The following is a 25,040-nucleotide window of genomic DNA, read 5'->3' as shown; positions in this document are numbered from 1 at the left end:
CGGCCGGGACCGTCGCGTCCGGTCAACACCAACCCGGCCGATTACGCCGGGCTCACTCACTCCGGGCTGCCCCAGCAGTCCGGCGTGCCCGGTCTGCAGGTCGACGGGTACTTCCCGGACACCTCGCACACGAACACCAACCACGGCTGGAACCACGACGCGCAGTTCGTCATCCGGCTGCCGCGGAACTGGAACGGCGGGCTCGTCGTCTCCGGCTCGCCCGGTGTGCGCGCGCAGTACGCCAACGACAAATCGATCTCCGACTATGTGCTGTCGCTCGGCTACGCGTACGCCGCGACCGACAAGGGCAACACCGGCGTCGAGTTCTTCACCGACGGCCTCCGCCCCGGCGACGCGATCGTCGAGTGGAACGCCCGTACGACGCAACTCGCCCGAGCCGCCCGCGCCACGGTCGCGCAGTTCTACGGCCACCCGGCGCGCGAGGTGGTCGCCGCGGGGATCTCGAACGGCGGCTACCTGGTCCGCTGGCAACTGGAGAACAACCCCGAGCTCTACACCCGCGGCGTGGACCTCGAAGGCACGCTGTGGACCGTCGACGGCCCGAACCTCTTCACCTACTTGCCGCAGGCAATCAAAGGCTACGAGCAGCACGATCCGGTAGCGATCGTCGCGGCCGGCTTCAACCCGCGCTCGGACTTCCTCTGGGACTACCACTACACCGTCTACTGGACGCTGACCCAGCGCATCTACACCGCCGAACTAGACCCCACCTATACGGGCACCGAAGCCGAGTACGACTACGCGCAACGCCCGGACGCTCACAGGGCCATCAGGCGGATCGCATTGACCGGAGACATTCGTAGGCCGCTGACGACGATCCACGGTACGTACGACAGCCTGCTTCCAATCACCCAGGACTCTGACGTCTACGCGATGATGGCCCACCACACCGGTCTGCACACGTACCAGCGGGTCGAGGGAGGCAATCATGTCGACGGGCTCGTCGACGCCTACCCCGACCGGCTGGTCGCGCTGGTTCCTGTCTTCCAGCGGGCGATCAGAAGACCATCGTGAGGAGATCGGCGAACAGCTCTTGCTCATCGACCTCGAGACCGCGGTTGGTGAACCAAGTCGTCATGTTGTGGCAGTCCCGGAGCAGGAAGTCCATGCCCTTGGGGTTGCCGACGATGTCTACCACCTGCGGCAGGTCGATCATCACGATCCGGTCGGGTTGGGCGAGGACGTTGTACGGCGAGAGGTCGCCGTGCGCCAGCCCCGCCCGGGCCAGTTCGCGCATCCCCTGCCGGAGTTGCTCGAAGTACAGCTCGACGATGTCCTTCGACGGGCGGACCTGCGCGAGCCGGGGTGCCGCCCCGCCCTCACCGTCGTCGATGAACTCCATCAGCAGCTCGGTCCCGTCCACCTGCACGGGATACGGCACCGGTACGCCGGCCTTCCACAACCGGCACAGCGCGTCCCACTCGGCGTAGGCCCAGTGGCCGGCCGCGACGCTCCGGCCGTGCGCCGTCTTCTTCTGCATCGCCCGCGAGTCACGGCTGTTCCGCGTCCGCCGGCCCTCGACGTACGACGTACTGCGGTGGAAGGACCGGTGCTCCTCGGAGCGGTACCGCTTCGCGGCCAGCAGCGAGGACTTCGCCGGGTTGTCGCCGATGGCTTCGACGGCCCGTTCGACCAGGAAGACGTCGGCTTCCTTGCCGGTTTTGAGGACGCCGAGCTCGGTATCGATCGCGGCCTGCTCCGTCACCACCCACGAGGGGCGGGGATCAGGCCCGCGAGAGCCGCGCTCGACGTCCAGCCAGGTGGACCACCGTTGATCCGGGCCCAGCTCCTCGTCGACGGAGTGGAACTTGAAGACGAAGGCGTCGGCCGGATCGGGTTGGGACTCGTCGCGGGTGAGATCGGCCCAGCGGGAGTCGAGGTCTGGATAGTAGTTAGCGCTGAGTTCGTACTCGGAAGACAACTGGGGTGCTCCTGAACTGAGAAGTGAGACTGACGCGGACATGCCGCAGCACAGTGATGGCCATCCGTCAGCCCTCCTTAGTCCAGGGCAGCGCTCTCGCCGCTCAGGTCAGTCCAGGATGCCCGGCACCCGGAACACCCGCAACGTATTTACCGCAGCTGAGAACGCCCGGTCGGCCGCAGCCGCAACTCCTGCGCCGGCCGCGCCGATCGGCAGACGAGCTCGGGCAGCACGAACTGCTGCCACCGCGCCGAGGACTGCAGCCGCCGGCGGTGCTCGTCGTACGCCGCGTCGTCGTCGAACCGTGCGAACCACGCCAGCACGATCTCGTCGCGCATCGGCAGCGCCGGAAAGTTGTTCTCGGCAACCAGCGACTCGAGCACCACGACCGGCTCCGCCCCACTGGCGGTCAACTCCGGTACGACGTGATCGCCGAAGAACTCGACGAACCCGTCATCGGCCGACCCGCGGTGGTAAACCGCACCGGCGACCACGGAGTCCGGCGCGTCGGCGCCGACCGGCGGCCGGGGCGACCCGAGCCGCGGGAACCCGTCGCCGAACCACAACGGTGTCAGTAGCAGCACGTTGTCGGAGTCGATCATCGTCGCGTTCGCCGTCGCCGCGTGCGCCCGCCAGACCGGACCGGTGTAGAACGCCTCGGAGGCCGCCTTCCGCGTCTCGTAGTCCGGGAAGCCCCGGATCCAGACGAACCGGTCCGGCCGGTCCAGATCGCGGAACTGACCGGCGATGTGCATCCCGGTCGCCTCCTGGCCGTCGACGAAGTACTCGTCGAAGACGTCGACCAGCGTGTCCCGCTGACCGGGGCGCAGCGTGTACTGACGGAGATCGACCACAGCGCAGCATTCGGGGTGCCTGTTCACGGGGTCCATCCAAGCAGCGAAACCTGACAGTTACTGTCAGGGAACACATGCTTCAAACACCCGTAACAGCCGGGTACTTGAAAGCCGTCGCCGAGTCTGGTCTGGTGGAGGTACGTGGTTCAGCCGTAAGCCACAGACGTGCCCGACGACACGACGAGGTTTCTCCCGTGACGATCGCAGCTGTCAGTGCTGACGATGCAAAACAGCGTATTGCCGCTACGACCCAGGAGCTTCTGCTCGAAGCCGACGCCGTACCCGATCCGCGCCACCAGGAACTGCTCGACGAGGTCGTCCTCCTGAACGCCCCGGTCGCCCGCTCGATCGCGTCCCGGTACCGCAGCAAGGGGGTCGACGCCGACGACCTGGAGCAGGTCGCGTACCTCGGCCTGGTCAAGGCCGCCAACGGGTATCGCCTGGACGCGTCCACCGCGTTCCTGTCGTACGCCGTACCCACGATCCGCGGCGAGCTGAAGCGGTACTTCCGCGACTGCGCCTGGACCATCCGGCCGCCGCGCCGGGTCCAGGAGATGCAGGGCAATATCGCCGCCGCCGAACCGGAGCTGATCCAGCGGCTCGGTCACGTACCGAGCGACCAGGAGACCGCGGCGGCCCTGGGCACGGACCCGGCCGAGATCGCCGAGGCGTCGTCGGTCCGGGGCTGCTTCAACGCGCTGTCGCTGGATGCCCCCGGTGCGAGCGACGGCGGGAGCAGTCTGATCGACGCCGTCGCGGACGCGGAGATCGGCTACGAATTGGTCGAGAACGTGCACACCCTGACGCCCGCGGTCGCAAGCCTGGGCGACCGGGAGAAGCGGATCCTCGAGCTGCGGTTCCGCAACGGCTGCACCCAGGAGGAGATCGGCAACGAGCTGGGCGTCAGCCAGATGCAGGTCTCCCGGCTGCTGCGCGGCATCCTGGACCAGCTCCGCACCGAGCTCGCCGCCGAACCCGCGCCCAGCGGAGCCTGATTCGGGTCCTGGATTCGGGTACCGTCGCCTGAGGGCGTGTCTCGTCGTTCCACGCCGTGCGACCAAGGAGGCGGCGTGGATTTCGAGGAAGCGGCGGACGCGCTGTACGCGGCACCGGCGGCCGACTTCATTGCTACTCGCAACGAGCTGGCCAAGCAGCTGAAGGCGGACGGCGACGCGACCGGGTCCGCCCGGCTGAAGGCGATGCGCAAGCCGACGGTCGCGGCCTGGGTGACGAACCTGCTCGCCCGCAAGCTGCCGGACGACCTCGACGACCTGCTCGCGCTCGGGGACGAGTTCCGCGAAGCGACGGCCGACCTGGACGGCGACCGGTTGCGCGAGCTGACGCCGCGGCGCCACCAACTGCTGGACAAGCTGGCCAAGGCGGCGAACCGGTTGGCCGCCGACGAAGGCCAGAAGGTCAGCGCCGACGTCGGTCAGAAACTCCGCGAGACGCTCGACGCCGCCCTCGTCGATCCGGCCGCGGGTGACGCCGTACGCGAAGGTCGGTTGAGCAGCGCGCTGCGGCACGTCGGCTTCGGGGTCGTCGACGAGAACGGCGAACCGTCCAACGTCACGCCGCTCACCGACGAACGCCGCCAGGCCGCCCGTGACCGCCGGAAGGCGCAGCAGGCCGAGGTCGACGCCGGCAAGGCGCAGGACAAACGCGACCGCGAGCAGGAAGAGCGCGAAGCCGAGGAGAAGGCCAGGGCCAAGAAGACCTTCGAGGACGCCGTCGCGGCCGCGACTTCCGCGGAGGAGAAGGTCGAGGACCTGGACACTCAGCTCGACAAGGCGCGCGACGCCCTCAGCGAGGCCCAGGCTCTGGTGCACCGCCTGGGCAGCGAGCTGGACGAGGCCCGGCGCGAGGCCCGGGAGGCCCAGAAATACAGCCGCGAGGCACGGAAGGCTTACAACCGGTTGTGACAACCCGCTGATACTTGGGTACCGGCTCGGTGACACGAGAGGAGCCGGTCGATGGCGCGGGCGATCTGGAGCGGGTACATCAACTTCGGGCTGGTCTCGGTGCCGGTCGGGCTGTACAGCGCGACGCAGGAGCACGAGATCGACTTCCACCAGTTCCAGAAAGGTACGTCGGACCGCATCCGGTACAAGCGGGTGAACGAGCGGACCGGGCGCGAGGTGCCGTACGAGAAGATCGTGAAGGGGCACGACGTCGGCGGCGGCGAGTACGTCATCGTCGAGCCGGAAGAGCTGGACGACATCGCGCCGGGCAAGTCGCGGTCGCTGGAGATCGACACGTTCGTCGACCTGGACGAGATCGACCCGATGCACTTCCAGAAGAGCTACTACCTCGGCCCGAAGGACGGCGACAACGCCTCGTCGTACGGGCTGCTCCGGGACGCGCTGGCGAAGACGAACCGGGCCGGGATCGCGAAGTTCGTGATGCGCGGCAAGGAGTACCTGGCGACGATCCGTGCGGACGGCAAGGTGCTCGTGCTGGAGACGATGTACTTCGCCGACGAGATCCGCGACCCGGCCGAGGAACTCGGTGAGCTGCCGCGCAAGTCGTCGTCCGGGAAGCAGCTCTCGATGGCCGTCGACCTGATCGAGGCGATGAGCGGCGAGTGGAAGCCGACGGCGTACGAGGACACGTACACCGAGCGGGTCAAGGAACTGGTCAAGTCCAAGCACGCGGGCAAGGAGATCGTGTACTCCGAGGAGGAGCCGCAGGCCACCAACCCGACCGACCTGGTCGCCGCCCTCCGCGCCAGCGTCGAGGAAGCCCGCAAGAAGCGCACCGCCAAGAAGACGCCCACCAAGAAGACTGCTGCAAAGAAGACCACCGCGAAGAAGACGGCGAAGAAGTCGGCTGCCAAGAAGAAGGCGGCCTAGCCCTTGGTGGTGACCTTGGCGACCTCGGGCAGCTGCCCGGAAACCAAACGGGGCATCGGGCCAACGGTGAACACGCGCGTGACCGGACCAGCAGTGACACCCACAAAGGATGCTTCAGCCGGGATCTGGGCCGGCAACGGCAGGCGGTGAGAGCCGGCTTCGAGCTGACCGTCGTACACGACCATCGACGCGCTCGTCGGCTCCGGCGGGGTGAAGGACGTCCCCCACCAGGCCTCGACCGTGACAGGCGCGGGCTGGGCGAGCGTCACCTGGATCGCGCGCTGGTCGTACTCGATCCCCAACCCGGCCTCCTGGACCTGCGCGGCGATCAGCCCAGGCACGCCGGCCAGCCCCTGGACGAACGTGATGCGCGGATTGCGCTCGGACACCTCCGCCCGCGGTCGCTCCTTGGTCTCGGGCGGCACCATCCCGCCGAAGACCAGGACGTCGAGTGCGGCGACCTCGTAGTCCTCGAGCACCCGGTCGAACTGGTTGGTGGCGTCCGCGGAGTACCCCTTGGCCCGCAGGATCTCCACCGCGGCGACGAGCACGCTGGGACTGCGACCGACGACGAGAACGTTCATGAGCGACCTCCCAATGAGTGTTGGCCTGGCCAACATAGCAAGTGTTGGCCAGGCCAACAACTGATATCCTCGATAGATGCCCCACCAACACCCCACCGGCCCCGCGCCCGCCCGGCTCGAAGCTCACGCGACCTGGCTGGTCGGCCGCGCGTTCGCGAGGTCCGCCGGACTGCTCAGCGCCGGTTTCGAGGCGTACGGCGATGGTCTGCGCGGGTACCACTACCGCCTGCTCGCCGCGCTGGAGGAGTGGGGACCCGCGAGCCAGGCCGACCTGGGCCGGCACACCGGGATCGACCGCAGCGACGTGACCGCCGCCCTGAACGACCTCGAGGCACGGCAGCTCGTCGAGCGATCGCCCGATCCCGCGCACAAGCGCCGGAACGTCGTCACCATCACCCCGGACGGCCTCGATCGCCTCGACCAGCTCGAGCAGGTCGTCCAGAACGTGCAGCAGGAGTTCCTGGCGCCGCTGACCGCCGCTCAGCGGCGGCAGTTCATCAGTTTGGTGGCTCTGCTGGGTCGCCAGGAGTCGTGAGCAGGTAGCGACCGGGGTTGGCCGGCGCGCCGGCGTCGAGCCAGCGCTGGAAACCGGTCGGGTTACGCCGCTCGAACTCGTCCAGGCAGATCCGCCGCACCTCGGCCACCGCCTGCCGATCGCGGAAGTCCGCACCCTGCGCCAGCTGCGACGCGGTCTCGGTCCAGACGCCGCAGAGCTCCTCGATGCTGAGCGGGCACTGCAGCGACGCGATCAGCGCTTCGTCCTCGGCGAACTGCGCTTCGGTGAGCCGGGTCAGTTTGCGCGTCGTCCGCGACAGCCGGATCCGGTGCGCCGGCACGACGAGGTCGATCAGCACGAAGAACCCCGCGAGGATCAGCGCCGCGACCAGCCCGAGCGCACCCCACGCGAGCAGCCGGATCAGTCCGGGCAGCGCGAGCACGGCGGCTGCCGCCGACGCGGCCACCACCGCCGCGGAGGCGTACGGCGCGTCGTCCGTGACGTGCCGGATCACCGAGGCCAGCGGCCAGACCAGCAGGAACACCACGGCCAGCAGGACCGTCGCGGCGAGCGGACCGAGCAGCAGGACGCCGGCCATCGCGCCGGCGGTCCCGACTCCGAGACCACCCGCGACCGCCGTTCGCCGTACCGCCGCACGCACCACCGCGGACAGAAGCATCACCGCAACTCACTCACCGTCATGCACCCCACCGATCCCCCTACCCCGGACGAACGAACGACACCTCTCCACCGTTCCCTGAGACCTGAGACTCCAATCGGGTGCCGTCTGGTTCCGTCGGCTTACACTGACGCTCATGTCATCCGCTCCGTTGTCGGACCACGTGTGACTGCGGTCGACGAGCGGTTCGCCGAGCGCGTCCGCGACCTCAAGCCGGTGCCGTGGGAGCACGACCCGGACCTGCTGATGAGTCTGTACGACGCACAGCTTGGCAGCCGGCACGCGGATCTCGCCGCGCGCTGGATGCAGGCGCAGGGCACCGGCTTCTACACGATCGGCTCGGCCGGCCACGAGGGCAACGCGGCGGTTGCGGCCGCCCTGGAGCCGACAGACCCCGCGCTCCTGCACTACCGGTCCGGCGCCTTCTACCTGACCCGCGCGGCGCAGTCCGGCTCGAAGGAGGGCCTGCGCGACATCCTGCTCGGCGTCGCCGCGGCCACCACCGAGCCGATCGCGGGCGGCCGGCACAAGGTGTTCGGCCGGCACGAGCTGGCGATCATCCCGCAGACCTCGACGATCGCCTCGCACCTGCCGCGGGCGATGGGCGTCGCGTTCTCGCTGGCCCGGTCGGCGAAGCTCGGCGTACCGTCGCCGTGGCCGTCGGACGCGATCGTGGTGACCAGCTTCGGCGACGCGTCCGCGAACCACTCGACCGCGACCGGCGCGATCAACGCCGTCCTGCACGCGTCGTACCAGGGTCTGCCGATGCCGCTGCTGCTGGTCTGCGAGGACAACGGGATCGGCATCAGCGTCCGCACCCCGGACGGCTGGATCCGGCAGGCCTACGGACAGCGGCACGGCCTCCGGTACTTCGATGCCGACGGCACGGACCTGGACGCCGCGCTGTCGATGGCGCGCGAGGCCGCGACGTTCGTACGCCGCAACCGGCGGCCCGCGTTCCTGCGGTTGCGGACGGTCCGGCTGCTCGGCCACGCCGGCTCCGACGTCGAGGCGGCGTACCGCTCACCGGCCGAGCTGGCAGCGGACGAGGAGCTCGACCCCCTGCTCGGTACGGCGAAGTACCTGCTCGGCAGCGGCTTCACCACCGACGAGATCGTCGACCTGTACGAGGACAAGCGGGCCGAGGCGCTCCGGATCGCGGCCGAGGTCGCGGGCCTGCCGCAGCTCTCCTCACCCGAGGCGATCGCCGCGCCGCTGCGCTTCCCGGACCGCTCGGCGGTGGCCAAGTCGTTGCCACAGGCTACTAAATTGGACGAGCGGCTGACCCTGAGCCAGTCCATCAACCAGGCGCTGAGCGACATCCTCGCGGCGTTCCCCGAGGCGATGGTGTTCGGCGAGGACGTCGGCCGCAAAGGCGGAGTGTACGGCGTCACGCGCGGCCTGCAGAAGTCGTTCGGACCGGCGCGCGTGTTCGACACCCTGCTCGACGAGCAGTCGATCCTCGGGCTCGCGCTCGGCGCCGGGGTGTCCGGGCTGCTGCCGCTGCCGGAGATCCAGTACCTCGCGTACCTGCACAACGCCGAGGACCAGCTCCGCGGCGAGGCGGCGTCGCTGAAGTTCTTCTCCCAGGAGCAGTACGCGAACCCGATGGTGCTCCGGATCGCCGGCTACGGCTACCAGAAAGGGTTCGGCGGCCACTTCCACAACGACGACGCGATCGGTGTACTGCGGGACATCCCGGGCATCGTGATCGCGTCACCGTCCCGACCGGACGACGCGGCAGCGATGCTGCACGCGTGCGCTGCCGCGGCCCGGTCGTCCGGCACGGTCAGCGTGTTCCTGGAGCCGATCGCGCTCTACCACCGCCGCGACCTGTACGCCGGCGACGAGCGCTGGCTCACGCCGTACCCCGAGGAACCGGTGGAGATCGGCCGCGGGCGCACGTACGGCGGCGGGAACGACCTGACCATCGTCACGTTCGGAAACGGTCTGCCGATGTGCCTGCGGGTGGCGGACCGGGTCCGTGGCGTCCGGGTTCTCGACCTGCGCTGGCTCGCGCCGCTGCCGGTCGAGGATTTGTTGCGTGAGGCAACGGCTACCGGCCGGGTACTGGTCGCGGACGAGACCCGGCGTTCCGGCGGCGTGTCCGAGGGCGTGCTGGCCACGCTGATCGACCACGGCTTCACCGGACGGATGGCCCGGGTGACCAGCTACGACTCGTACGTCCCGCTCGGCGCGGCCGCGCACCAAGTGCTGCTCAGCGAGCAAATGATCGAGACCGCAGCCCGCGAACTGCTGGAGGGGCGTCAGCCGCCTACCTAGCTGAACAGCTTCTGCCAGATCGACTTCTTCGCAGCCGGGCGGTCCTCGTGGGCCGGCCGGGGCTGCGGGTTGCGCGGGGGCCGGTCCATCCGCCACTGCGCCAGCAGCGCGTGCTCGTCCACGGGACCTGTCGGCACAACCGGTCCGGTGGTGTCGCGGATGCTGATCCGGATCCGCTTGTTCAGGTCGGCGAGGTACTCACGGACCTCGGACTCGTGCCGCATGGTCCGGATCTTCTCGTGGACCTGCTGCTTCTCCTTGCGGAGCTGCATCGCGGGCGGCAGCAGCGCGTCGGTCTCGATGTTCTCCCGGCGGATGAAGTTCTTCACCCACCAGTCCGGGTCGTGCTCGTCGGCCAGTTCGAGCGGTTTGCCGGCACCCGGCAGGTTGTCGAACTCGCCGGCATTCTGGGCCCGCTGGATCTGCGCCTCGACCCACTCCTGCCGGGACATCCCCGGCGGTCTGCGCTTCGTCATCGTCGAACACCCCATCTGTCGTCGTCGACAGTGCTCCGAGACCTCAGAATACCTGCTTGTGAATGCAATCACAAGGCATACTCGTAGGGTGCAGCTGACCGACGAAGAGATCGCGGCGATGACACCGGACGAGCGGCGGGAGCTGATCCTGCGGCTGGCCCCCCGCCCCACGGGACTGCCGTCCCGGCGCACCATCGACCGGATCCGGAAGTGGCGGACCGCGCTGATGCTGGTCTGTGCGGTGGCCCTGGTGCCGTGGACCGTCTACCTGGCCATCACCCTGCCCAGCCACTACGTCGCCCGGAACTGGGTCGCCACCTGGGTCGGCTTCGACATCCTGCTGCTGGCGATGATCGTGCTGACCGCGCTGGCCGGCTGGAAGCGGAAGCAGTTCGTGTTCCCGACCGCGTTCGCGACCGGGGTGCTGCTGATCTGCGACGCCTGGTTCGACGTGATGACGAGCCAGCGCGGCGGCGACCTCACCCAGGCGCTGCTGAGCGCGTGCGTGGTCGAGCTCCCGCTCGCGTTCCTGCTGATCGCCGGTCCGCTCCGCCTGCTCCGGTACGTCGCGATCCGGCACGGCATGATCCACCCGGACTCGCACCTGTGGCGGATGCCGATCCCGATCCCCGACCTCTACCCCGACCGCAAGGTGCCACCCGCGGCTTAAGGTGGTGCCTCCACGTCTGTGAGGGGATGCCGCATGGGTGCAGAGGTCCTGTCCGTGGTCGGTGGCGAGCGGATCGCGGAGACGGTACGGCGTACTCCGTCGACCAACCCCGCGCGGCTGAGCGATGTCGTCGGGACGGTCGGCAGCGCCGCGCCCGAGGTGTTCGTCCGGGCCGCCCGGGTGGCGCACGACGCGCAGGCCGCGTGGGCGGCGACGCCGGCACCGCAGCGCGGGCAGGTGATCTCGAACGTCGGCCGGCTGATGACCGCCAACAAGGAGCGGCTCGCGGCGCTCGTCACGCGGGAGATCGGCAAGCCGCTCGGCGAGGCGCGCGGCGAGGTGCAGGAGATCATCGACACGTGCGACTTCTTCCTCGGCGAGGGCCGCCGGCTGTACGGGCAGACGGTGCCGTCGGAGATGCCGGACAAGCAGCTGTTCACGTTCCGCCGGCCGGTCGGGACGGTCGCCGTGATCACGGCCGGCAACTTCCCGGTCGCCGTACCGTCCTGGTACATCGTCCCGGCGCTGCTCTGCGGCAACACCGTGGTCTGGAAGCCGGCGGAGTACTCCGCGGTGGTCTCCGACGCGTTCTACGAGATCTTCGCGCACTCCGGCGTACCGGCGGGGGTGTTCAACGTCGTGCACGCGGACGGGCCGGACACGTTCGCGGGGCTCGAGCAGGCGTTGCAGGCCGGGCTGGTGAACAAGGTCGGGTTCACCGGGTCGAGCGCGGTCGGCGAACGGATCGGCGAGCTGTGCGGGCGGCATCTGCAGACGCCGTGCCTCGAGCTCGGCGGCAAGAACCCGATGGTGATCACCGAGGACGCCGACCTCGACCTGGCCGTCGAGGGCGCGCTGTTCTCCGGGTTCGGTACGGCGGGTCAGCGGTGCACCTCGCTCGGTACGGCGATCGTGCACCGGTCGGTGTACGACGAGTTCCTCGCGCGGTTCGAGCGGGCCGTCGCGGACGCGGCGATGGGTGATCCGACGCAGGACGTGCTGTTCGGGCCGTTGCTGGACGAGAAGTTCGCGGCCGGGTTCGAGAAGTCGCTCGGGTGGATCGCGGCACACCACCGGGTGCTCGGGCGGACCGGGCGGGTGACCGCGGAGAACCCGCGGGCCAGGTTCGTCGGGGATCCGGCGGCCGGGTTGTTCTACCACCCGACGATCGTGGCGGACGTGCGGTCCGACGACGAGCTGTTCCTGAACGAGACGTTCGGTCCGGTCGTCGGCGTGACGGCGTACTCGACGCTGGACGAGGCGATTGCCTTGGGCAACAAGCCGGGGTACGGGCTGTCGAGCTCGATCTACACCACCGACCCGAACAAGGCGTTCCGGTTCGCGCAGGGGATCTCGGCCGGGATGGTGAGCGTGAACAACTCCACCTCCGGGGCCGAGGCGCACCTCCCGTTCGGCGGCAACGGGAAGTCGGGGAACGGCTCGCGGCAGAGCGGCATCTGGGTCCTGGACCAGTTCACCCGCTGGCAGTCGATGAACTGGGACTACTCCGGCAAACTCCAGAAGGCCCAGATGGACACCGCAACGGTCGAAGCAGACCTGACCTACGAGCTCCCCTGACCGGCTGCGCCTGCCATGTCCCCTCGCCTCCCGCAGAGCGCTGACGTTGTGATTGTCGGTGGGGGCGTGATGGGCACCAGCATCGCCTTCCACCTCGCCGAAGCCGGTGTCCAGGACGTCCTGCTGCTGGAGAAGGACCAGCTCGGCTCCGGCTCCACCTCCAAGGCGGCCGGCGGCATCCGGGCCAACTTCTCCGACGAGCTCAACATTGTGCTGGGTGCACGCAGCCTGGAGGCTTTTGCCCGGTTCGGTGAGCGGCCCGGGCAGGAGATCGACCTGCACCGCGTCGGGTACCTGTTCCTGCTGGACTCTGCCGAGCAGGTCGAGCTGTTTCGCGAGAGTACCGAACTGCAGAACCGGCTCGGGCAGCCCACTCGGATGATCTCTGTTGACGAGGCGTTGGCGTTGGCCCCGATCTGTACACCGGATGGGCTCGTCGGGGCCTGTTTCTCACCTACGGCTGGGCACTGCACACCGGAGTCCGTGGTGCTGGGATACGCGACCGCTGCGCGGCGGCTCGGCGCGACCTTGACGACCGGGTGCGAGGTGATCGGGATCGATGCTGTCGGCAACAACATCACCACGGTGCGGACCAACCGTGGCGATGTCCGGACCGGTGCGGTGATCTGCGCGGCCGGTGCGTGGGCCGAGCAGTTGGCGGCGTACGTCGGGGTGGACCTGCCGGTGACCCCACTGCGCCGGCAGATCGTCGTCACCGAGGCGATCCCGGGCCTCCCGCGGGACCTGCCGATGACGATCGACTTCGGGACGACGTTCTACTTCCACACCGAAGGCCCTGGACTGCTGGTCGGGATGTCCGATCCGGACGAGCAGCCCGGCTTCCACCTGAACCGCACCGACACCTGGCTTCCGCGCCTCACCGAGGCGATGGCCCGGCGGGCGCCCTCGCTGCTCGACGCCGGACTGACCAGCGGCTGGGCCGGCCTGTACGAGCTCACCCCGGACCACAACGCCCTGATCGCCGAAGCCTCCAGCGTGTCGAGATTCCTCTACGCCACCGGCTTCTCCGGCCACGGCTTCCTGCAAGGACCGGCGGTGGGCGAGGTCATCCGCGACCTGTACCTGCAGCGCGAGCCCTTTGTCGACATCAGCCCGCTCAGCGCCGACCGCTTCGCCACCGACAGCACGCGCGCCGAGCGGAACGTGGTCTGATGACGGTCCTGCTGACGCGCTCCGAGATCGTCCGGCTTCTCGACGTACCTGCTGTTCTGGCCGCGTTGCGGTCAGGCTTCGAGCAGGCCATGGAGGTAGCGCCGCTCCGGGTCCGCACCGACCTCCCCGGCCCGGGTACGGCGACCGCTCTGCTGCCCGGCGTGCTTCCCGGAGTACCGGCGTACACCGTGAAGGTCAACGCGAAGTTCCCCAACGCCACGCCCGCTCTGCGCGGGGTCGTCTGCCTGCACGACCTCACCGACGGCACCCTCCTCGCGGTCATGGACTCCGCCACCATCACCGCCTGGCGTACCGGCCTGGCCGCCGCCCTCGCCACCGACGTCCTGGCTCAGCCCGACTCAGCCGTCGTCGGCCTGATCGGCACTGGCGCCCAAGCCGGGATGACGGTCATTGGCCTAACCGCCCTGCGCCACTTGGACCACCTGGTAGTCCACGATCTCGACCCTGATCGTGCCGCCCGTTTCCTCAGCCAGCAGCCCGTCCCCGGCACCGTCGTCAGCACCCCACGCGATGTCGCCGCGCAGGCCGATGTCGTGGTCCTGGCCACCTGGGCACGCGAGCCACTACTCACCGCTGCAGACGCGCGACCCGGCCTCCACCTCACCACGCTGGGCGCCGACGAACCCGGCAAGGTCGAACTCTCCGCCGACCTCCTTGAGTCCGCGCGCGTGGTGGTCGACGACCGCAAGCTCGCCGCGGAGATGGGTGCCCTAGGCAACGTAGGACTCCCCGCCGAAGCCGCCGCCGCGACGTTCAGCGAGGTGCTGAGCGGCGCCGCCGCAGGACGCCGATCAGCCGACGACCTGACCGTCTACGCACCGGTCGGACTGCCTTGGCAAGACCTGGCCATCGCCTGGCCGGTCTACCAAGCAGCCTCCGGGGAAGCACGCACCATCAACTTCCTGGACTAGTCGACGGTGGCTCCCGCGGAGAGGTTGATCGCCGTGCCGGTGATCGAGCTTGCCTTGTCCGAGGCGGCGAAAGTGGCGACGGCTGCCACATCCGCGAGGGTTGCTGCCCGGTTGAGCATCGTCGCGGCTGCGGTGTTTTCGGCGATTTCTCGGCGGAAGTCTTCGGGATAGCTGTCGGGGTTGGACTCGGGGATCCCGTTGGTCTGCAGGGTGACGACGCGGATCCCGTGCGGGCCGAGCTCGCGGGCCAGGCTGCGACGGAGCGCCTCGACCGCGCCGAACCCGACCTGGAAGCCGCCGAGGTTCGCGGCCGGGTCGCCGTACCCGCCGAAGGTGAGGATGACGCCGGAGCGCTGCGGGATCATGTGGCGGGCGGCGGCGCGAGAGGTCAGGTAGTAGGTGCGCAGCATGTTCCGCACCGGCTGCTCGAAGTCCGCGAGCGACATCTCGACCAGCGGCGTACCAAAGAACTGCTCGTGGCCGATCAGGTTGAACGAGATGTCGATCCGACCGACCGCGTCCGCGTGCTCGTCCACCGACTTCTCGTCCAGCGCGTCGACCACCGCGGTCGACGCCGTACCTCCCGCCGCCCGGATCTCGTCCGCGACCTTCGCGAGCGTCGCGGTGGTTCGGCCGGCCAGGAACACCGTCGCGCCCTCCGCCGCGAACCCCTTCGCGACCGCGGATCCGATCGGGCCGGCCGCGCCGTACACGATCGCCTGTTTGCCGTCGAGCATCATGGCTGGGCCTCCTCGGCCAGTTGGGTGACAAGGTCGTCGAGGCGCCGCATCGACGTCCGCAGGCCGTGCTCCATCCCGCCGTCGACGTACAGGTCGCGATCCTCGACCGCGAAGAAGACCGTGTTCTGGGTCAGCGTGGTGACGCCGCCGGTCTCCTCGAAGGTGATCAGGTTCAGGTAGACGGTGCCGGGCGCCTGGTCGAACTCGTACGTCTGCACGATCCGCTCCGGCGACGGCGTCCCGTGGTACAGCCCGTGGAACACATACCCCTTGCCGTCCTGGTCGTACTGCGTCCACCGCCAGCGCCCGCCGTGCCGCGGATCGAGTTGGTTCACGACCAGCTCGAGGTTGCGCGGCCCGAGCCAGCGCTGGACGAGCTCCGGCTCGGTGTACGCCCGGAACAACAGCTCCCGCGGCGCCTTGAACTCGCGGACCAGGATGACCTGCGGTACGCCGGGCTCCGCGATGATCCGCATCTCAGTCATCTCGCTGCAGCTCCTCGAGTACGTCGTCCAGCCGGTCGAAGCTCTCCGCCCAGTACGAGCGGTAGTCCAGCAACCACCCGACGGCCGCGCGCAACGGCTCCGCCTCGAGATGACTCAACCGCGCCGTCGCGCGCTGCGTCCGGCTGATCAGCCCGGCCTGCTCCAGCACCTTCAGGTGCTTGGACACCGCCGGCTGCGACATGCTGAACGGCGCAGCGAGCTCGGCCACGGTCGCGTCACCGCGCCGCAGCTCGGTCAGGATCGCGCGCCGGGTCGGGTCGGCCAGAGCCGCGAAGACCCCGGTCAGATCCTTTTCATAACCAGATGGTTTCAGAACCATGTGGTTAAGAATGCGAGCAGAGCTCTCCAGTTGTCAACCGCTGAGGTGACTCAGGGGCTCCGGCGCGGTGGGCGGGTCGGCCCTTGCCAGTGGTTCGGGTCGCACCACTCGGCCGGCCAGCCGTGCTGGATGCAGTACTGCCGGAGGATCTCCTGCTCGGTCGGCTGGGTGGCCGTGGTCTGCGACGGGCGCGGAGTCCTTGTGGTCGTCCGGGTGGGCGTCGACGGCGCTTCGGTCTGGCGCTGGGTGGTGCGCGTCTTTGTCGGCCGGTCGGTCGGCTTGTGCGTCGGTCGGGTGGTGGGCGGCTGAGTGGGCGTCGCGGTCGTCGGCACGCGCGGCGGCGTGGTCGTCGTACCGGTGGTCGCCGGTCCGTCGGGAGTGGTCGTCTTCGGCGACGGCGTGCGGTCGTCGACGAACTGGACCGCGGCCGGGTCGTCGTTCTTACCGCCGAACAGGCCGATCGCGGACAGGGCCCAGATGTTCACGCCGAGGAAGATGACGGCGGCCGCGACCGCGGCGTACGCGACCCGGTTCGACGGACCGCCGTACCGGCCGATCGGGCCGCGGACCGGGTTGCCCTTGCCGTCGACCCAGAACTTCCAGTCCTCGGGTGCGGCCGGCCAGGCCGGGTCCGGGCGCCAGGTCTTCGGCGGAACCCAACTGCGGCGCGGCGGCGACGGCCAGGTCGGCGGGACCACGAACCGCTTCACAAGAAACTCCTCCAACTCCGCCGCGGGCCGGCCTGGGACCTTGGCCAGGCTAGTCGATCGAGTGACCGGTCACAGCCCTGCCAGGTTCAGGTCTTCGTTCAGATTCCGGCGCAGGCTCGGTGGCCTGCCCGCACACCCAACGACACAGACCCCACGCAGGCTACTTGCGACGGGGTTGCGACCGGCGTGTCGGACTGGATTTCTCGATCAACCCATGACTTCGGTCAGCAGGTTGGTCAGGTCAGTGCCGAACTGGCGGTCGGCGTCGATCGGGGGTACGACGGCGTCGACCGCGGCCATCAGCCCCTGGAGGCCCGGCGGGGCGGCGCGCTCGGCGAGGTAGAAGGCCTGGCGGACGGCGAGGAGTTCGCACGCTGTCGTCTCCCGGGTCAGCCGGATCGCTTCGGCGAGGACGCCGACGGCTTCCCAGGAGAAGGTCTGGACGTCCTCCTGGCCGTTCGACGTCTCCGTCGTACTGATTGCCGTCGGCAACGTTAGGCGGCGGAGCTGGTGGGCGGTGGCGACGGCACGCTTGTGGACCGAGACCATGCCTGCCTGGGGTCCTGGGTCCCTGGCGAGCTGTGCGGGCAATCCGGTGACGGCTGGGTCGAGCAGGCGGTGCAGGCGCGCGGTCGAGACCTCGGCTGCGTGGGCGAGGGCGGCCGTCAGGTGGTCGCAGTACGCCGCGAGGTCGATGCCGTGGAAGCCGGCGGTCCCGACGAACTCGCCGTCCAGGTACGCCGGTGAGTCGGTCACGCCGGTGAACGCGCGCTCGACTGCTTTCTGCAGGTCCGCGATCGACCGCCGTACGTGCGCGTGGACGTGCCCCGCGACCCGGAACGACACCGGCGCCTGCAAGCTGCGCGGCTCCGGCTCCTCACCAGCAAGCGCACGGATGCGCTGCAGCTCGCTCGCCAGCACCTCATCTCCACGCCCGACCACTTCCCGGTACGGATCGCGGTTGGCGCCCGCCACCACAATCGCGCCTGCCGCCACCTCACTCAGCCGATCCACCAACCGACGAGCCCGAGCCACCTGCAGACCAGCCCGCCCCGAGGCCCCTGGAATCCCCGCAAGCAAGGCAATACCTTCCTTGGGCCCCAGCACAAACTTCGGCAGAACCCCTGCTGCCGGTAGGAGTCGTCCGGTGGAGTCGAGCAGCTGTCCAACACCCACGAGTGGGCCGGCCGCGTGGGACATCGGGATGATCTCGCCGGCGGAACCAGCGCCTTCGGCCGGGATCGCGGGGACGTACGGACTGTTGATCAGGGCAACCAATTGTTGGATGAGTGCGGGGGAAACCGCAGAGTCGCCCGTGAGGAAGGTTCGTAGGCGACCGAGGAGGACAGCTCGCGCTTCGGCGGGCGGCAGCCAGGGTGGGCCGCCGACCGCACGACCCAGCAGCAGGTTGTGTTGATGGACGCTTTGTTCAGGTTGAGTCAGGCGGCGTTTGCTCATCGCGCCCATGCCTGTGGTGACGCCGTACACCGGGTCTCCGGACTCGAGACGGTGCAGGGCGGCGATGCGGATGGCGGCCAGGTGGTCCAGGAGGTCGGCGGCCAGCTCGATGGGTTCAGGGCTGGCCGGGTCCACGTCGGACGGGGAGGAGATGCTCATCGTCAGTGGAAGCGCAGCATCGTGCCGGCGTCTGCTGTCTCGGCCCGGGTGAGGATCAGGTGCGCGATCGCGACGTCGAGCAGCGACAGACCGCGATGCCAGAACAGCGTGCGCTCCGCGTCGGTCTCGCGTCCGGGCTTCCGGCCCGCCACGATCTCGCCGAGCTCGGCGTACAGCGTCTCCGGGGACAACCGCCCGCTGTCCACGTGCCGCCGCAGCGCCCCGAACCGGCCCGACTGCGCCTCTCGCCAGTCGTCCACGACGACCTTGTCCATCACGTCCAACAGGTCCAGCTCCACCGCCGATACCGTGCCGTACGGTATGCAAAGTGTTCCGGGTTTGACGGCGGACGTCCGCAGCAACGGCTCGGGTTCGGTGAGCCGGGTCGCCTCGACCAGGATGTCCGCGCCGTCGAACGCCTCCTCAGCGGTCGCGACCACCCGCACCGGCGTCGACAACTCCGCCGACAGCTCGGCCGCGAACTTCTCCCGCGACTCCGGTCGCTTCGACGTCACCCGGATCTCGTCCAGGTCGAACTCGTCGTCCAGCATCGTCACGTTCCACCACGCCGTACCGCGGGCGCCGGCGTGGGCCAGGATCTTGCTGTCCCGCCGCGCCAGGTGCCGCGCACCGACCGTCGTCATCGCGCCGGTCCGCGCCGCGGTGATCATCGTCGCGTCCAGGACCGCCAGCGGTACGCCGGTGGTCGGATCGAACAGCGTCGCCATCGCGAGCTCGCTCGGCAGCCCCTGCTGGTAATTCGGGACGAAGTCGCCGACCACCTTCACGCCGCTGACCCCGTGCTCGCCGAGCCGGTCCAGGTGCCCGCGCAGGACGTTGAAGTGCCCGATCCCGCCGTTGTCCGGGGTCAGGTGAACGCGCGGCTCGAACGCCGTCCGCCCCTCGCCGTGCTCCCGGACCGCCTCCTCGACGGCGTCCACGATCTCCCGCCGGGTCAACCCCAGTGCGTCGATGTTGGGGCCGCTGAGAAAGCGCAGCCAGATCCCGTCCGTCACGTAGCTCCTTCGGTCCGCCGATCGATACTTTAGTTTCGCTCCGCAACGTTACGTTCGAGGCATGGGGTCGACGACTGAGACGCCGGGGCGCACCGTGATCGGGCACTCGACCGGTGACAAGGTGGTGCTGTTCGGCGGGTTGGCGCTGGTCGGGCTGGTGCTCGGCTTCTTCCTGCCGCGGATCGCGGACTGGGCGGTGAACCAGAAGTGGGTGCCGTTCCAGGGTCCGCTGAAGCTGATCGCCGCCTGGGACAGCTGGTGGGTGGTCGTGATCTGCGTGCTGCTCGGGCTGGTGGCCGGTGTCCTGCTGGCCGGTATGGCGCTCGACGACACGCTCAAGGTGACCGTCACCAGCCAGTCGGTGGAGTTCCTGAAGAACCAGCAGACCGTCGTCGTGCCGCGGGAGAAGGTCGCGGTTGTGTTCCTGGACGGCAAGGAGATCGTGCTGCAGGACCCGACCTCGCGGGAGCTCGCCCGTGAGAAGCACGACCAACTGAGGTCCGAGGCCCAGCAGATCGCGGTCGCGTTCCGCTCGCACGGCTATCCGTGGTCCGACGCCGGTGATCCACGCGAGGCGGAATACCGGCGCTGGGTCGACGGTGATCCGGAGCTCTCACCGGCCGCCAACGCAGTACTGCGAGTCCGTTCGCGGTCCTTCGATCAGGGCGCCAAGGGCAAGGCCGACCTGCGGGAGTTCCGCGCGGAGCTCGCCGGCCTCGGCTACGCCGTCAAGGACAGGGACAAGAAGCAGTACTGGCGGCCGGCTTAAGCGCCCAGTAGGTGGATGACGGCTTTCGCATAGGCCTGTTCCGCGTCCTCTGACGAATGCGTGCTATCGGTGAGATGGACTTGAAACCCGCCCGGTACTGCTTCCAGCGAGCGGAAGGTCTCCCCGAGCAGGGCACGCAGCTGTTCCTCGCGCGGGAGCCAGATCACCTCGCGTTGCTCGATGCTGTCCAGGGCCCACTCGGTAGTGCCGTTGAAGCCGATCACCCTGCTGCCCTGGTAGTCGTGCACCTCGACGGTCATGTCGCTCACCACGAACACGTCGTCGTCCATGTCCCGGTCCGGTACGACGAAACGATCCCCTGCCGCGGGTGCCCACAGCACCCCGGCCTTGCGCAGTCGCCCGGCCTGCTCGATCGTGATCACCCTTCCATCCTCCCCACGGCACCCAAACGCCGCAGGTCCACGGCGAGCCGTGGGGAGTCGTCAGGAGCCGTCGGGGGGCGTCGGGGGCGCAGCGTCAGCGGTCGAGTGCGGCGCGCAGTTCCTCGGCGTGCTCCTCGGTGATCAAGCGGTCGGGCTCGGTCCCCTCCTCGCGCCTACGGACCACCTCGCGCCAGAGCGCCGGGACGGCGAGCCGTCCGCGGCGGTAGCGACGGGGCAACGGCTGTGCATAGGTCATCGTCATCGTGAGCTCCCCTTGGGTGTCGGTTCAGTCGGCCTGGGCCGTCGCGCTGGGTTCACGCGGCGGGCACTTCGTTCCGGGCGCGGTCAGCGCCTCGAAGTGCCAGGGTTCGTTGTCGTAGCGGCGGCAGACGCCGTACTTCCAGCCGTTCTTGTTCAGCCAGGCCATCGCGGCCGCCGGCGCGATGTCCACGGCCTTGCCCTGGACGTGCGCGGAGTCCTTCGGCGGGAGGACCCAGTGGATCGCGGCCTGGTACGAGCCGTACTTCTTGATCGCCTCGTTCAGCAGCCGCTGCTGCTTCGCCGCGCTCCGGCGGCCGGAGTTGATCCGGATCGGGACGCCGGCGGCCTTGGCGGCCGCGAACGCCTTGATCAGCCGGGCCCGCAGCTTCGGCGAGAGCGCGTCGATGCTCTCCTCGCGCGAGACCGGACCGGTGGTCTTGTCGTGGCCCGGCTTCTTGGTCGGCTGCTTCGACGGCGTCGTCGGGGTCCCCGACGGGTTCTTCGTCGGGCGGTGGGTCGGGCGGTGGGAGGGGGTGGTCGTCGCGAGCGTGACCGGCGGCATGCCGTTCGCCGGAGCACTCACGCTGGACACCACGGGCGCCTTGTCCGCGGCCAGTCCGAGCATCTCGCCCACCTGCGCATGCCAGAGCAGCAGCGATCCGACGACCGCCGCGACCACGCCCACACCGATCACGGACAGCAACCGCGTCCGCACCGCGCGGTCGGAGCGCGGCGGCAGGTCGTTCGTCATGGGGACAGCCTTTCCGGATCGGGGCGGACAGCACATCGGTCCCAGGGACCGTCCTCACGCCCCGCAGCTAGCCCCTGAGTATCACTTCGGACGCTGAGCCTCCTCCAAAAGTTGGAGGAACTGCCCCTCCGGGCAGATGAAGCCTTGTTGAACACCGGCTGACTACGCTGGGCGAGTGACCCCTCGGCGCTGTAGCTCGAGCGATGCACGTGTTCAGGTGCGTGCATCGCGGTGCTGGACGAGTGGCCTCGATGCGGAGCATCGTGGGCGCTCGTCCAGTGCCGTGAGGTGCGTGCCTGGGCGCGTGCAGCGCCGAGCTACAGCGCCGAGGGGTCACTGAGTGAGAGGGATGTGGCGGCGGCTGTCGCAGACGCAGCAGGATGTGCTGCTGGCTGCGGTTGTCGGGTTGGTCTGGTTCGTCGTACTCAACCTGATCACCGGCACCGGGTTACGGCCCACGAACCCGACGGTTTCCGTGGTCACCGGGGTCTTCCTGGTCGCGACGGTAGCGTTGGGGCGGCGGATCCCGCGCACCATGCTGGTCGCGGTGTCGGTCCTCTACCCGTTCCTGTACGCCGCTGTCGGGACCGGCCTGGCCGCTCAGGTCGGCCTCACGTTCTTCGGGCAGCCCGAGATCAGCAACGCCGCGCTGCAGTCCGAGATCCACCTGGTCCCGCTGCTCGTCATCGGGTACCTGGCCGCGGCGGCCGGCGTACGGCGGTTCACCTGTTTGTTCTTCACCATGGGCAGCCTGGCCGGGCTGATGATCGGGCTGCCGGCCGTGGTCGCGTTCGTGCTCAGCCACGCCAACCCGGACGTGCTGCTCGGGAGCCGGTACCAGCGGCTGCCGCGGGACATCCCGGCGCTCTACGGGTATGTCGACGTGTCGTTGTTCGTGTTCGCCGAGGCGCTGGTGTGCGGGATGGTGCTGCTCGGCGCGGACTCCCGGCGGCGGCGGAAGACGGTCGCGCTGCTCGAGGAGCGGAACGCTGAGCTGATCCGGCTGCGAGCGGTGGAGGCGGAGCGGGCCGCGGTCGCGGAGCGGACCCGGATCGCCCGCGACCTGCACGACGTGATCTCGCACCACGTCAGCGCAGTGGTGATCCGGGCGCAGGCGGCGGATCGGGTGGCGGACCAACGACCCGAAGTACTGCGGGAGGCGATCCGCTGGATCATTGCCAGCGGCAAGGAAGCACTGACCGCGATGCGGGAAACCGTCCGCGTGCTGAACACCGCCGCACCGGGCGCCGCTGGCGGGGTGGCCGGTGGCGGCGCGGCGGGTGGCAGAGGTGGCGCGGCCGGCGGAGGCGGTGGTGGTGGCGGCGGTGGGGGCGCTGTGGCGGCCGGCTCGGTTGGGGTGGGTGGGTCGCGGGGTGGGGACTCGGGGGGTGGGACGGCGCCGGTTCCTGATCTGGCCGAGGTGGCACGGATGGGTGAGCGGCTGCAGGCGGTCGGGATCGACGTGACGATGACGTTGCCACCCCGGCAGCGGCAGCTGACCACGGCGGCGGACCTGACCGCCGTACGGATCATCCAGGAGGCGCTGACCAACGTGATGGTGCACGCGAAGGCGAGTGCGGCGCGGGTGACCTGGCAAAGTGGGCCGCAGGGCGAGCTGCTGACCATCGACGACAACGGCAGCGGCGGACCCCCGCCGGTGAACGTGCTGGAGACCGCGCGGCGGAGCGAGAGCGGCCGCGGCAACGGGCTGATCGGGATGCGGGAACGGGCCACCGCGGTCGGCGGCACGCTCGCCGTCGCGGCCGGCCCCCTGGGTGGATGGAGAGTACAGGCATGGCTGCCGCCGCAGAACTGACCGAGCAGGAGATCCGGATCCTGGTCGCCGACGACCAGGGCGTGATCCGGATGGGCCTGGCGATGATCCTCGACCACGAGCCGGACCTGACCACGGTCGCCCAGGCCGAGAACGGCGAGGAGGCGCTCCGGATGATCGAGCAGTACGACCCCGACGTCGTGCTGATGGACATCCGGATGCCGGTCATGGACGGCCTGGTCGCCACCGAGCGGATCACCGCGGCGAACCAGGCGGCCGGCCGATCGCGTCCCGCCGTACTCGTGCTGACCACCTTCGACGACGAGGCCTACGTGCTGAGCGCGGTCCGCGCCGGCGCCTCCGGCTTCCTGCTCAAGGACACCGACCCGGACCTGCTGGTCGCCGCCGTCCGCGCCGTCCACCGCGGCGACTCACTCGTCGACCCGGCCTCCACCCGCGTGCTCCTGGAACGCTGCGTGGAACTCGAACGCCAGGTCGGCGGTACGACGACGCCGGCTCCTGCACAACCGGACGCCCGCTGGACCGGCCCCCTCTCCCAGCTCAGCGACCGCGAACGCGAGATCCTCGTCTGGATGGCCCGCGGCCTGTCCAACCGCGACCTCGCCACCAAACTCTTCGTCAGCGAAACCACCGTGAAGACCCACGTCAGCTCGGTCCTGTCCAAACTCGGCCTCTCCAGCCGGGTCCAAGCAGTCGTCGTCGCCTACGAGGCCGGTGTCGTCCGCCCCGGCGAGGCCGAGGTCCGCTGGGACGGCTGAACCGGCTGAATCGGCTGGGTGGTCCAGCAGATCGCTGTCCCGTCATCGCACGGGACCGGGGTCGGAGGCGGGGACGAGGAAGGCTCAGGCGTCGGCCCGGCGCTGGATTCCGTGGCGTTGCCCCAGATGCCGACGCGCTGCGCGATACCGCCCGGCTTGACGTGAACGACGACAGCGACTTCCCGGGCGCCGGCCCCGGTGGGGTGGAACTCGAGCTGGATCGAGCACGACTTGCCTCGCTTCAGAGTCTTGTGGCAGACCTTGGTCAGGGTGAAGTCGTCCTGATCACCCTCCAGCTCTCCGGTGCTGACCTCGAAGGTGGTCGCACCGGCGTTGGTGATGCCGATCTGCTTGCACGTCACCGTCTCACCGACTTCCGCGTCGGGGCACCGCCGCCGGCTGGGCGTCAGCTTGACGATCGGCCGCGGATGCGTGGCCGGGTGCGTCGACGGACCGGTGGTCCGCGGGCCAGTGGTTGCGTGGGTCGCTGGGAACGGCGCCGGCGGCGTCGGCGTGGGCTTCCGCTCGGTATCCACGAACGTGCCCGTACCCGCGCTGGTCAGGGATCCCTCGCCGGCGATCGCCTCCGGCACGGTGAACCCACTGATGGTGACGATGGCCGCGAACGCGGTCAGCAGCGCCATACCGACAGTACGGATCAGCCCAATTCGTCCTTTCGTGGTGAACATCGATACGACCAGCGGCGTCACGATCGCTCCCGCGACCGTCGGCAGCTTCCCAGCTCCGAGCACCGGAACGATGGCGGAGCACACGACCGACGACAGGGTGGCGAAGAGCAGCGACGTACCGCTGAAGCAGTTCGTCTCCTTGATCTTCTCGCTGACCCGCCGCGTCGACTGGGATTCCATGCGCCTGTCTCCTCTCGAACAGCTCCA

Annotated in this window: 28 protein-coding genes; 13 read left to right on the top strand and 15 right to left on the bottom strand. The window is 69.3% G+C overall.

Annotation, left to right across the window (positions count from 1 at the left end; translation table 11 throughout):
- Window positions 1–84 precede the first annotated feature (84 nt).
- Window positions 85–1,035 carry a tannase/feruloyl esterase family alpha/beta hydrolase gene (locus tag AB0E69_RS15910; RefSeq protein ID WP_360145173.1) on the top strand — a complete coding sequence of 317 codons (951 nt, stop codon included), beginning with the start codon at window positions 85–87 and terminating at the stop codon, window positions 1,033–1,035.
- On the opposite strand, the gene AB0E69_RS15905 is transcribed toward AB0E69_RS15910, so the two are convergent.
- Together AB0E69_RS15905 and AB0E69_RS15900 are read right to left on the bottom strand one after the other, a co-directional pair.
- Window positions 1,019–1,942: an RIO1 family regulatory kinase/ATPase gene (locus AB0E69_RS15905; protein ID WP_360145170.1), complete on the bottom strand. Its 924-nt coding sequence runs from the start codon at window positions 1,940–1,942 to the stop codon at window positions 1,019–1,021. The genes AB0E69_RS15910 and AB0E69_RS15905 overlap by 17 nt on opposite strands.
- A 149-nt stretch (window positions 1,943–2,091) precedes the next feature.
- On the bottom strand, window positions 2,092–2,796 hold the full coding sequence (locus tag AB0E69_RS15900; protein ID WP_360145167.1) for an NIPSNAP family protein: 705 nt from the start codon (window positions 2,794–2,796) through the stop codon (window positions 2,092–2,094).
- A 194-nt stretch (window positions 2,797–2,990) separates the two neighbouring features.
- Here AB0E69_RS15900 and AB0E69_RS15895 point away from each other — a divergent pair, with 194 nt between their 5' ends.
- The 3 genes from AB0E69_RS15895 to AB0E69_RS15885 all read left to right on the top strand — a co-directional run bounded on the left by AB0E69_RS15895 (window position 2,991) and on the right by AB0E69_RS15885 (window position 5,648).
- Complete coding sequence (locus AB0E69_RS15895; RefSeq protein WP_360145164.1) at window positions 2,991–3,791, top strand: sigma-70 family RNA polymerase sigma factor; 801 nt, start codon at window positions 2,991–2,993, stop codon at window positions 3,789–3,791.
- Between the two features lie 75 nt (window positions 3,792–3,866).
- A complete protein-coding gene (locus AB0E69_RS15890) occupies window positions 3,867–4,718 on the top strand; it encodes a hypothetical protein (protein WP_360145161.1) in 852 nt (283 codons plus the stop codon).
- A 51-nt stretch (window positions 4,719–4,769) separates the two neighbouring features.
- Window positions 4,770–5,648: a Ku protein gene (locus AB0E69_RS15885; RefSeq protein ID WP_360145158.1), complete on the top strand. Its 879-nt coding sequence runs from the start codon at window positions 4,770–4,772 to the stop codon at window positions 5,646–5,648.
- Here AB0E69_RS15885 and AB0E69_RS15880 read toward each other — a convergent pair.
- Window positions 5,645–6,232, bottom strand: a complete 588-nt coding sequence (locus AB0E69_RS15880) for a hypothetical protein (protein WP_360145156.1) — start codon at window positions 6,230–6,232, stop codon at window positions 5,645–5,647. The genes AB0E69_RS15885 and AB0E69_RS15880 overlap by 4 nt on opposite strands.
- A gap of 76 nt (window positions 6,233–6,308) precedes the next feature.
- On the opposite strand from AB0E69_RS15880, the gene AB0E69_RS15875 reads away from it, so the two are divergent.
- Window positions 6,309–6,767 (top strand): MarR family transcriptional regulator, encoded by a 459-nt coding sequence (locus AB0E69_RS15875; RefSeq protein ID WP_360145153.1) that lies wholly within the window; start codon window positions 6,309–6,311, stop codon window positions 6,765–6,767.
- Here the strand turns inward: AB0E69_RS15875 and AB0E69_RS15870 are convergent.
- Window positions 6,730–7,407: a hypothetical protein gene (locus AB0E69_RS15870; RefSeq protein WP_360145963.1), complete on the bottom strand. Its 678-nt coding sequence runs from the start codon at window positions 7,405–7,407 to the stop codon at window positions 6,730–6,732. The genes AB0E69_RS15875 and AB0E69_RS15870 overlap by 38 nt on opposite strands.
- Before the next feature lie 165 nt (window positions 7,408–7,572).
- Here AB0E69_RS15870 and AB0E69_RS15865 point away from each other — a divergent pair, with 165 nt between their 5' ends.
- Entirely contained in the window at window positions 7,573–9,690 is a 2,118-nt protein-coding gene (locus tag AB0E69_RS15865; RefSeq protein WP_360145150.1) for a thiamine pyrophosphate-dependent enzyme, read from the top strand.
- Here AB0E69_RS15865 and AB0E69_RS15860 read toward each other — a convergent pair.
- The gene (locus AB0E69_RS15860; RefSeq protein ID WP_360145147.1) at window positions 9,687–10,166 is read right to left on the bottom strand and encodes a DUF1992 domain-containing protein; all 480 of its coding nucleotides are present in this window, start codon (window positions 10,164–10,166) and stop codon (window positions 9,687–9,689) included. The genes AB0E69_RS15865 and AB0E69_RS15860 overlap by 4 nt on opposite strands.
- An 88-nt stretch (window positions 10,167–10,254) precedes the next feature.
- Here AB0E69_RS15860 and AB0E69_RS15855 point away from each other — a divergent pair, with 88 nt between their 5' ends.
- Genes AB0E69_RS15855 through AB0E69_RS15840 form a run of 4 tightly spaced genes read left to right on the top strand, consistent with a single transcriptional unit; the run spans window position 10,255 to window position 14,519 of the window.
- Window positions 10,255–10,836: a hypothetical protein gene (locus AB0E69_RS15855; RefSeq protein ID WP_360145144.1), complete on the top strand. Its 582-nt coding sequence runs from the start codon at window positions 10,255–10,257 to the stop codon at window positions 10,834–10,836.
- A gap of 33 nt (window positions 10,837–10,869) precedes the next feature.
- Window positions 10,870–12,414, top strand: coding sequence for an aldehyde dehydrogenase family protein (locus tag AB0E69_RS15850; RefSeq protein WP_360145141.1), 1,545 nt, complete (start codon window positions 10,870–10,872; stop codon window positions 12,412–12,414).
- A gap of 15 nt (window positions 12,415–12,429) precedes the next feature.
- Window positions 12,430–13,587, top strand: a complete 1,158-nt coding sequence (locus AB0E69_RS15845; protein ID WP_360145138.1) for an FAD-binding oxidoreductase — start codon at window positions 12,430–12,432, stop codon at window positions 13,585–13,587.
- Entirely contained in the window at window positions 13,587–14,519 is a 933-nt protein-coding gene (locus AB0E69_RS15840; RefSeq protein WP_360145135.1) for an ornithine cyclodeaminase family protein, read from the top strand. The genes AB0E69_RS15845 and AB0E69_RS15840 overlap by 1 nt, the downstream gene beginning before the upstream one ends.
- On the opposite strand, the gene AB0E69_RS15835 is transcribed toward AB0E69_RS15840, so the two are convergent.
- The 6 genes from AB0E69_RS15835 to AB0E69_RS15810 form a co-directional block, all read right to left on the bottom strand.
- Window positions 14,516–15,259 carry an SDR family oxidoreductase gene (locus AB0E69_RS15835; RefSeq protein WP_360145132.1) on the bottom strand — a complete coding sequence of 248 codons (744 nt, stop codon included), beginning with the start codon at window positions 15,257–15,259 and terminating at the stop codon, window positions 14,516–14,518. The genes AB0E69_RS15840 and AB0E69_RS15835 overlap by 4 nt on opposite strands.
- The gene (locus AB0E69_RS15830) at window positions 15,256–15,744 is read right to left on the bottom strand and encodes an SRPBCC family protein (RefSeq protein ID WP_360145129.1); all 489 of its coding nucleotides are present in this window, start codon (window positions 15,742–15,744) and stop codon (window positions 15,256–15,258) included. Before AB0E69_RS15830 ends, AB0E69_RS15835 begins: the two co-directional genes overlap by 4 nt.
- Window positions 15,737–16,084, bottom strand: a complete 348-nt coding sequence (locus tag AB0E69_RS15825) for a metalloregulator ArsR/SmtB family transcription factor (protein WP_360145126.1) — start codon at window positions 16,082–16,084, stop codon at window positions 15,737–15,739. Before AB0E69_RS15825 ends, AB0E69_RS15830 begins: the two co-directional genes overlap by 8 nt.
- A 50-nt stretch (window positions 16,085–16,134) precedes the next feature.
- Window positions 16,135–16,794, bottom strand: a complete 660-nt coding sequence (locus tag AB0E69_RS15820) for a hypothetical protein (RefSeq protein ID WP_360145124.1) — start codon at window positions 16,792–16,794, stop codon at window positions 16,135–16,137.
- A gap of 207 nt (window positions 16,795–17,001) precedes the next feature.
- Window positions 17,002–18,411 (bottom strand): aromatic amino acid lyase, encoded by a 1,410-nt coding sequence (locus tag AB0E69_RS15815; RefSeq protein WP_360145121.1) that lies wholly within the window; start codon window positions 18,409–18,411, stop codon window positions 17,002–17,004.
- A gap of 2 nt (window positions 18,412–18,413) precedes the next feature.
- Window positions 18,414–19,427, bottom strand: coding sequence for an ornithine cyclodeaminase family protein (locus AB0E69_RS15810; RefSeq protein WP_360145118.1), 1,014 nt, complete (start codon window positions 19,425–19,427; stop codon window positions 18,414–18,416).
- Between the two features lie 61 nt (window positions 19,428–19,488).
- Here AB0E69_RS15810 and AB0E69_RS15805 point away from each other — a divergent pair, with 61 nt between their 5' ends.
- Entirely contained in the window at window positions 19,489–20,196 is a 708-nt protein-coding gene (locus tag AB0E69_RS15805) for a hypothetical protein (RefSeq protein ID WP_360145115.1), read from the top strand.
- On the opposite strand, the gene AB0E69_RS15800 is transcribed toward AB0E69_RS15805, so the two are convergent.
- The 3 genes from AB0E69_RS15800 to AB0E69_RS15790 form a co-directional block, all read right to left on the bottom strand.
- Window positions 20,193–20,579: a pilus assembly protein CpaE gene (locus tag AB0E69_RS15800; RefSeq protein WP_360145112.1), complete on the bottom strand. Its 387-nt coding sequence runs from the start codon at window positions 20,577–20,579 to the stop codon at window positions 20,193–20,195. The two genes, AB0E69_RS15805 and AB0E69_RS15800, sit on opposite strands and share 4 nt — an antisense overlap.
- Before the next feature lie 94 nt (window positions 20,580–20,673).
- Window positions 20,674–20,841, bottom strand: coding sequence for a hypothetical protein (locus AB0E69_RS15795; RefSeq protein ID WP_360145109.1), 168 nt, complete (start codon window positions 20,839–20,841; stop codon window positions 20,674–20,676).
- A gap of 24 nt (window positions 20,842–20,865) precedes the next feature.
- A complete protein-coding gene (locus AB0E69_RS15790) occupies window positions 20,866–21,591 on the bottom strand; it encodes a M15 family metallopeptidase (RefSeq protein WP_360145106.1) in 726 nt (241 codons plus the stop codon).
- 349 nt (window positions 21,592–21,940) lie between these two features.
- Between AB0E69_RS15790 and AB0E69_RS15785 the strand changes: the two genes are divergently transcribed.
- Together AB0E69_RS15785 and AB0E69_RS15780 are read left to right on the top strand one after the other, a co-directional pair.
- Window positions 21,941–23,407, top strand: a complete 1,467-nt coding sequence (locus tag AB0E69_RS15785; protein ID WP_360145960.1) for a histidine kinase — start codon at window positions 21,941–21,943, stop codon at window positions 23,405–23,407.
- Window positions 23,386–24,144 (top strand): response regulator transcription factor, encoded by a 759-nt coding sequence (locus tag AB0E69_RS15780; RefSeq protein WP_360145103.1) that lies wholly within the window; start codon window positions 23,386–23,388, stop codon window positions 24,142–24,144. The genes AB0E69_RS15785 and AB0E69_RS15780 overlap by 22 nt, the downstream gene beginning before the upstream one ends.
- Here the strand turns inward: AB0E69_RS15780 and AB0E69_RS15775 are convergent.
- Window positions 24,090–25,013, bottom strand: a complete 924-nt coding sequence (locus AB0E69_RS15775) for a hypothetical protein (RefSeq protein ID WP_360145100.1) — start codon at window positions 25,011–25,013, stop codon at window positions 24,090–24,092. The genes AB0E69_RS15780 and AB0E69_RS15775 overlap by 55 nt on opposite strands.
- Window positions 25,014–25,040: the final 27 nt, after the last annotated feature.

The organism is Kribbella sp. NPDC026611, assembly GCF_040638345.1.
Classification (GTDB): Bacteria; Actinomycetota; Actinomycetes; order Propionibacteriales; family Kribbellaceae; genus Kribbella.
Note: the sequence above shows the minus strand (reverse complement) of the source record. Positions and strands in the feature narration are given on the sequence as shown.

Excerpts from the sequence above, each read along its gene's own strand:
- AB0E69_RS15875 (WP_360145153.1), top strand. The coding sequence starts at position 6,309 with ATGCCCCACCAACACCCCACCGGCCCCGCGCCCGCCCGGCTCGAAGCT.
- AB0E69_RS15825 (WP_360145126.1), bottom strand. The coding sequence starts at position 16,084 with ATGGTTCTGAAACCATCTGGTTATGAAAAGGATCTGACCGGGGTCTTC.
- AB0E69_RS15795 (WP_360145109.1), bottom strand. The coding sequence starts at position 20,841 with ATGACGATGACCTATGCACAGCCGTTGCCCCGTCGCTACCGCCGCGGA.
- AB0E69_RS15830 (WP_360145129.1), bottom strand. The coding sequence starts at position 15,744 with ATGACTGAGATGCGGATCATCGCGGAGCCCGGCGTACCGCAGGTCATC.
- AB0E69_RS15880 (WP_360145156.1), bottom strand. The coding sequence starts at position 6,232 with ATGAACGTTCTCGTCGTCGGTCGCAGTCCCAGCGTGCTCGTCGCCGCG.
- AB0E69_RS15870 (WP_360145963.1), bottom strand. The coding sequence starts at position 7,407 with ATGCTTCTGTCCGCGGTGGTGCGTGCGGCGGTACGGCGAACGGCGGTC.
- AB0E69_RS15850 (WP_360145141.1), top strand. The coding sequence starts at position 10,870 with ATGGGTGCAGAGGTCCTGTCCGTGGTCGGTGGCGAGCGGATCGCGGAG.
- AB0E69_RS15840 (WP_360145135.1), top strand. The coding sequence starts at position 13,587 with ATGACGGTCCTGCTGACGCGCTCCGAGATCGTCCGGCTTCTCGACGTA.
- AB0E69_RS15860 (WP_360145147.1), bottom strand. The coding sequence starts at position 10,166 with ATGACGAAGCGCAGACCGCCGGGGATGTCCCGGCAGGAGTGGGTCGAG.
- AB0E69_RS15780 (WP_360145103.1), top strand. The coding sequence starts at position 23,386 with ATGGCTGCCGCCGCAGAACTGACCGAGCAGGAGATCCGGATCCTGGTC.
- AB0E69_RS15815 (WP_360145121.1), bottom strand. The coding sequence starts at position 18,411 with ATGAGCATCTCCTCCCCGTCCGACGTGGACCCGGCCAGCCCTGAACCC.
- AB0E69_RS15785 (WP_360145960.1), top strand. The coding sequence starts at position 21,941 with ATGTGGCGGCGGCTGTCGCAGACGCAGCAGGATGTGCTGCTGGCTGCG.
- AB0E69_RS15835 (WP_360145132.1), bottom strand. The coding sequence starts at position 15,259 with ATGATGCTCGACGGCAAACAGGCGATCGTGTACGGCGCGGCCGGCCCG.
- AB0E69_RS15775 (WP_360145100.1), bottom strand. The coding sequence starts at position 25,013 with ATGGAATCCCAGTCGACGCGGCGGGTCAGCGAGAAGATCAAGGAGACG.
- AB0E69_RS15805 (WP_360145115.1), top strand. The coding sequence starts at position 19,489 with ATGGGGTCGACGACTGAGACGCCGGGGCGCACCGTGATCGGGCACTCG.
- AB0E69_RS15790 (WP_360145106.1), bottom strand. The coding sequence starts at position 21,591 with ATGACGAACGACCTGCCGCCGCGCTCCGACCGCGCGGTGCGGACGCGG.
- AB0E69_RS15885 (WP_360145158.1), top strand. The coding sequence starts at position 4,770 with ATGGCGCGGGCGATCTGGAGCGGGTACATCAACTTCGGGCTGGTCTCG.
- AB0E69_RS15845 (WP_360145138.1), top strand. The coding sequence starts at position 12,430 with ATGTCCCCTCGCCTCCCGCAGAGCGCTGACGTTGTGATTGTCGGTGGG.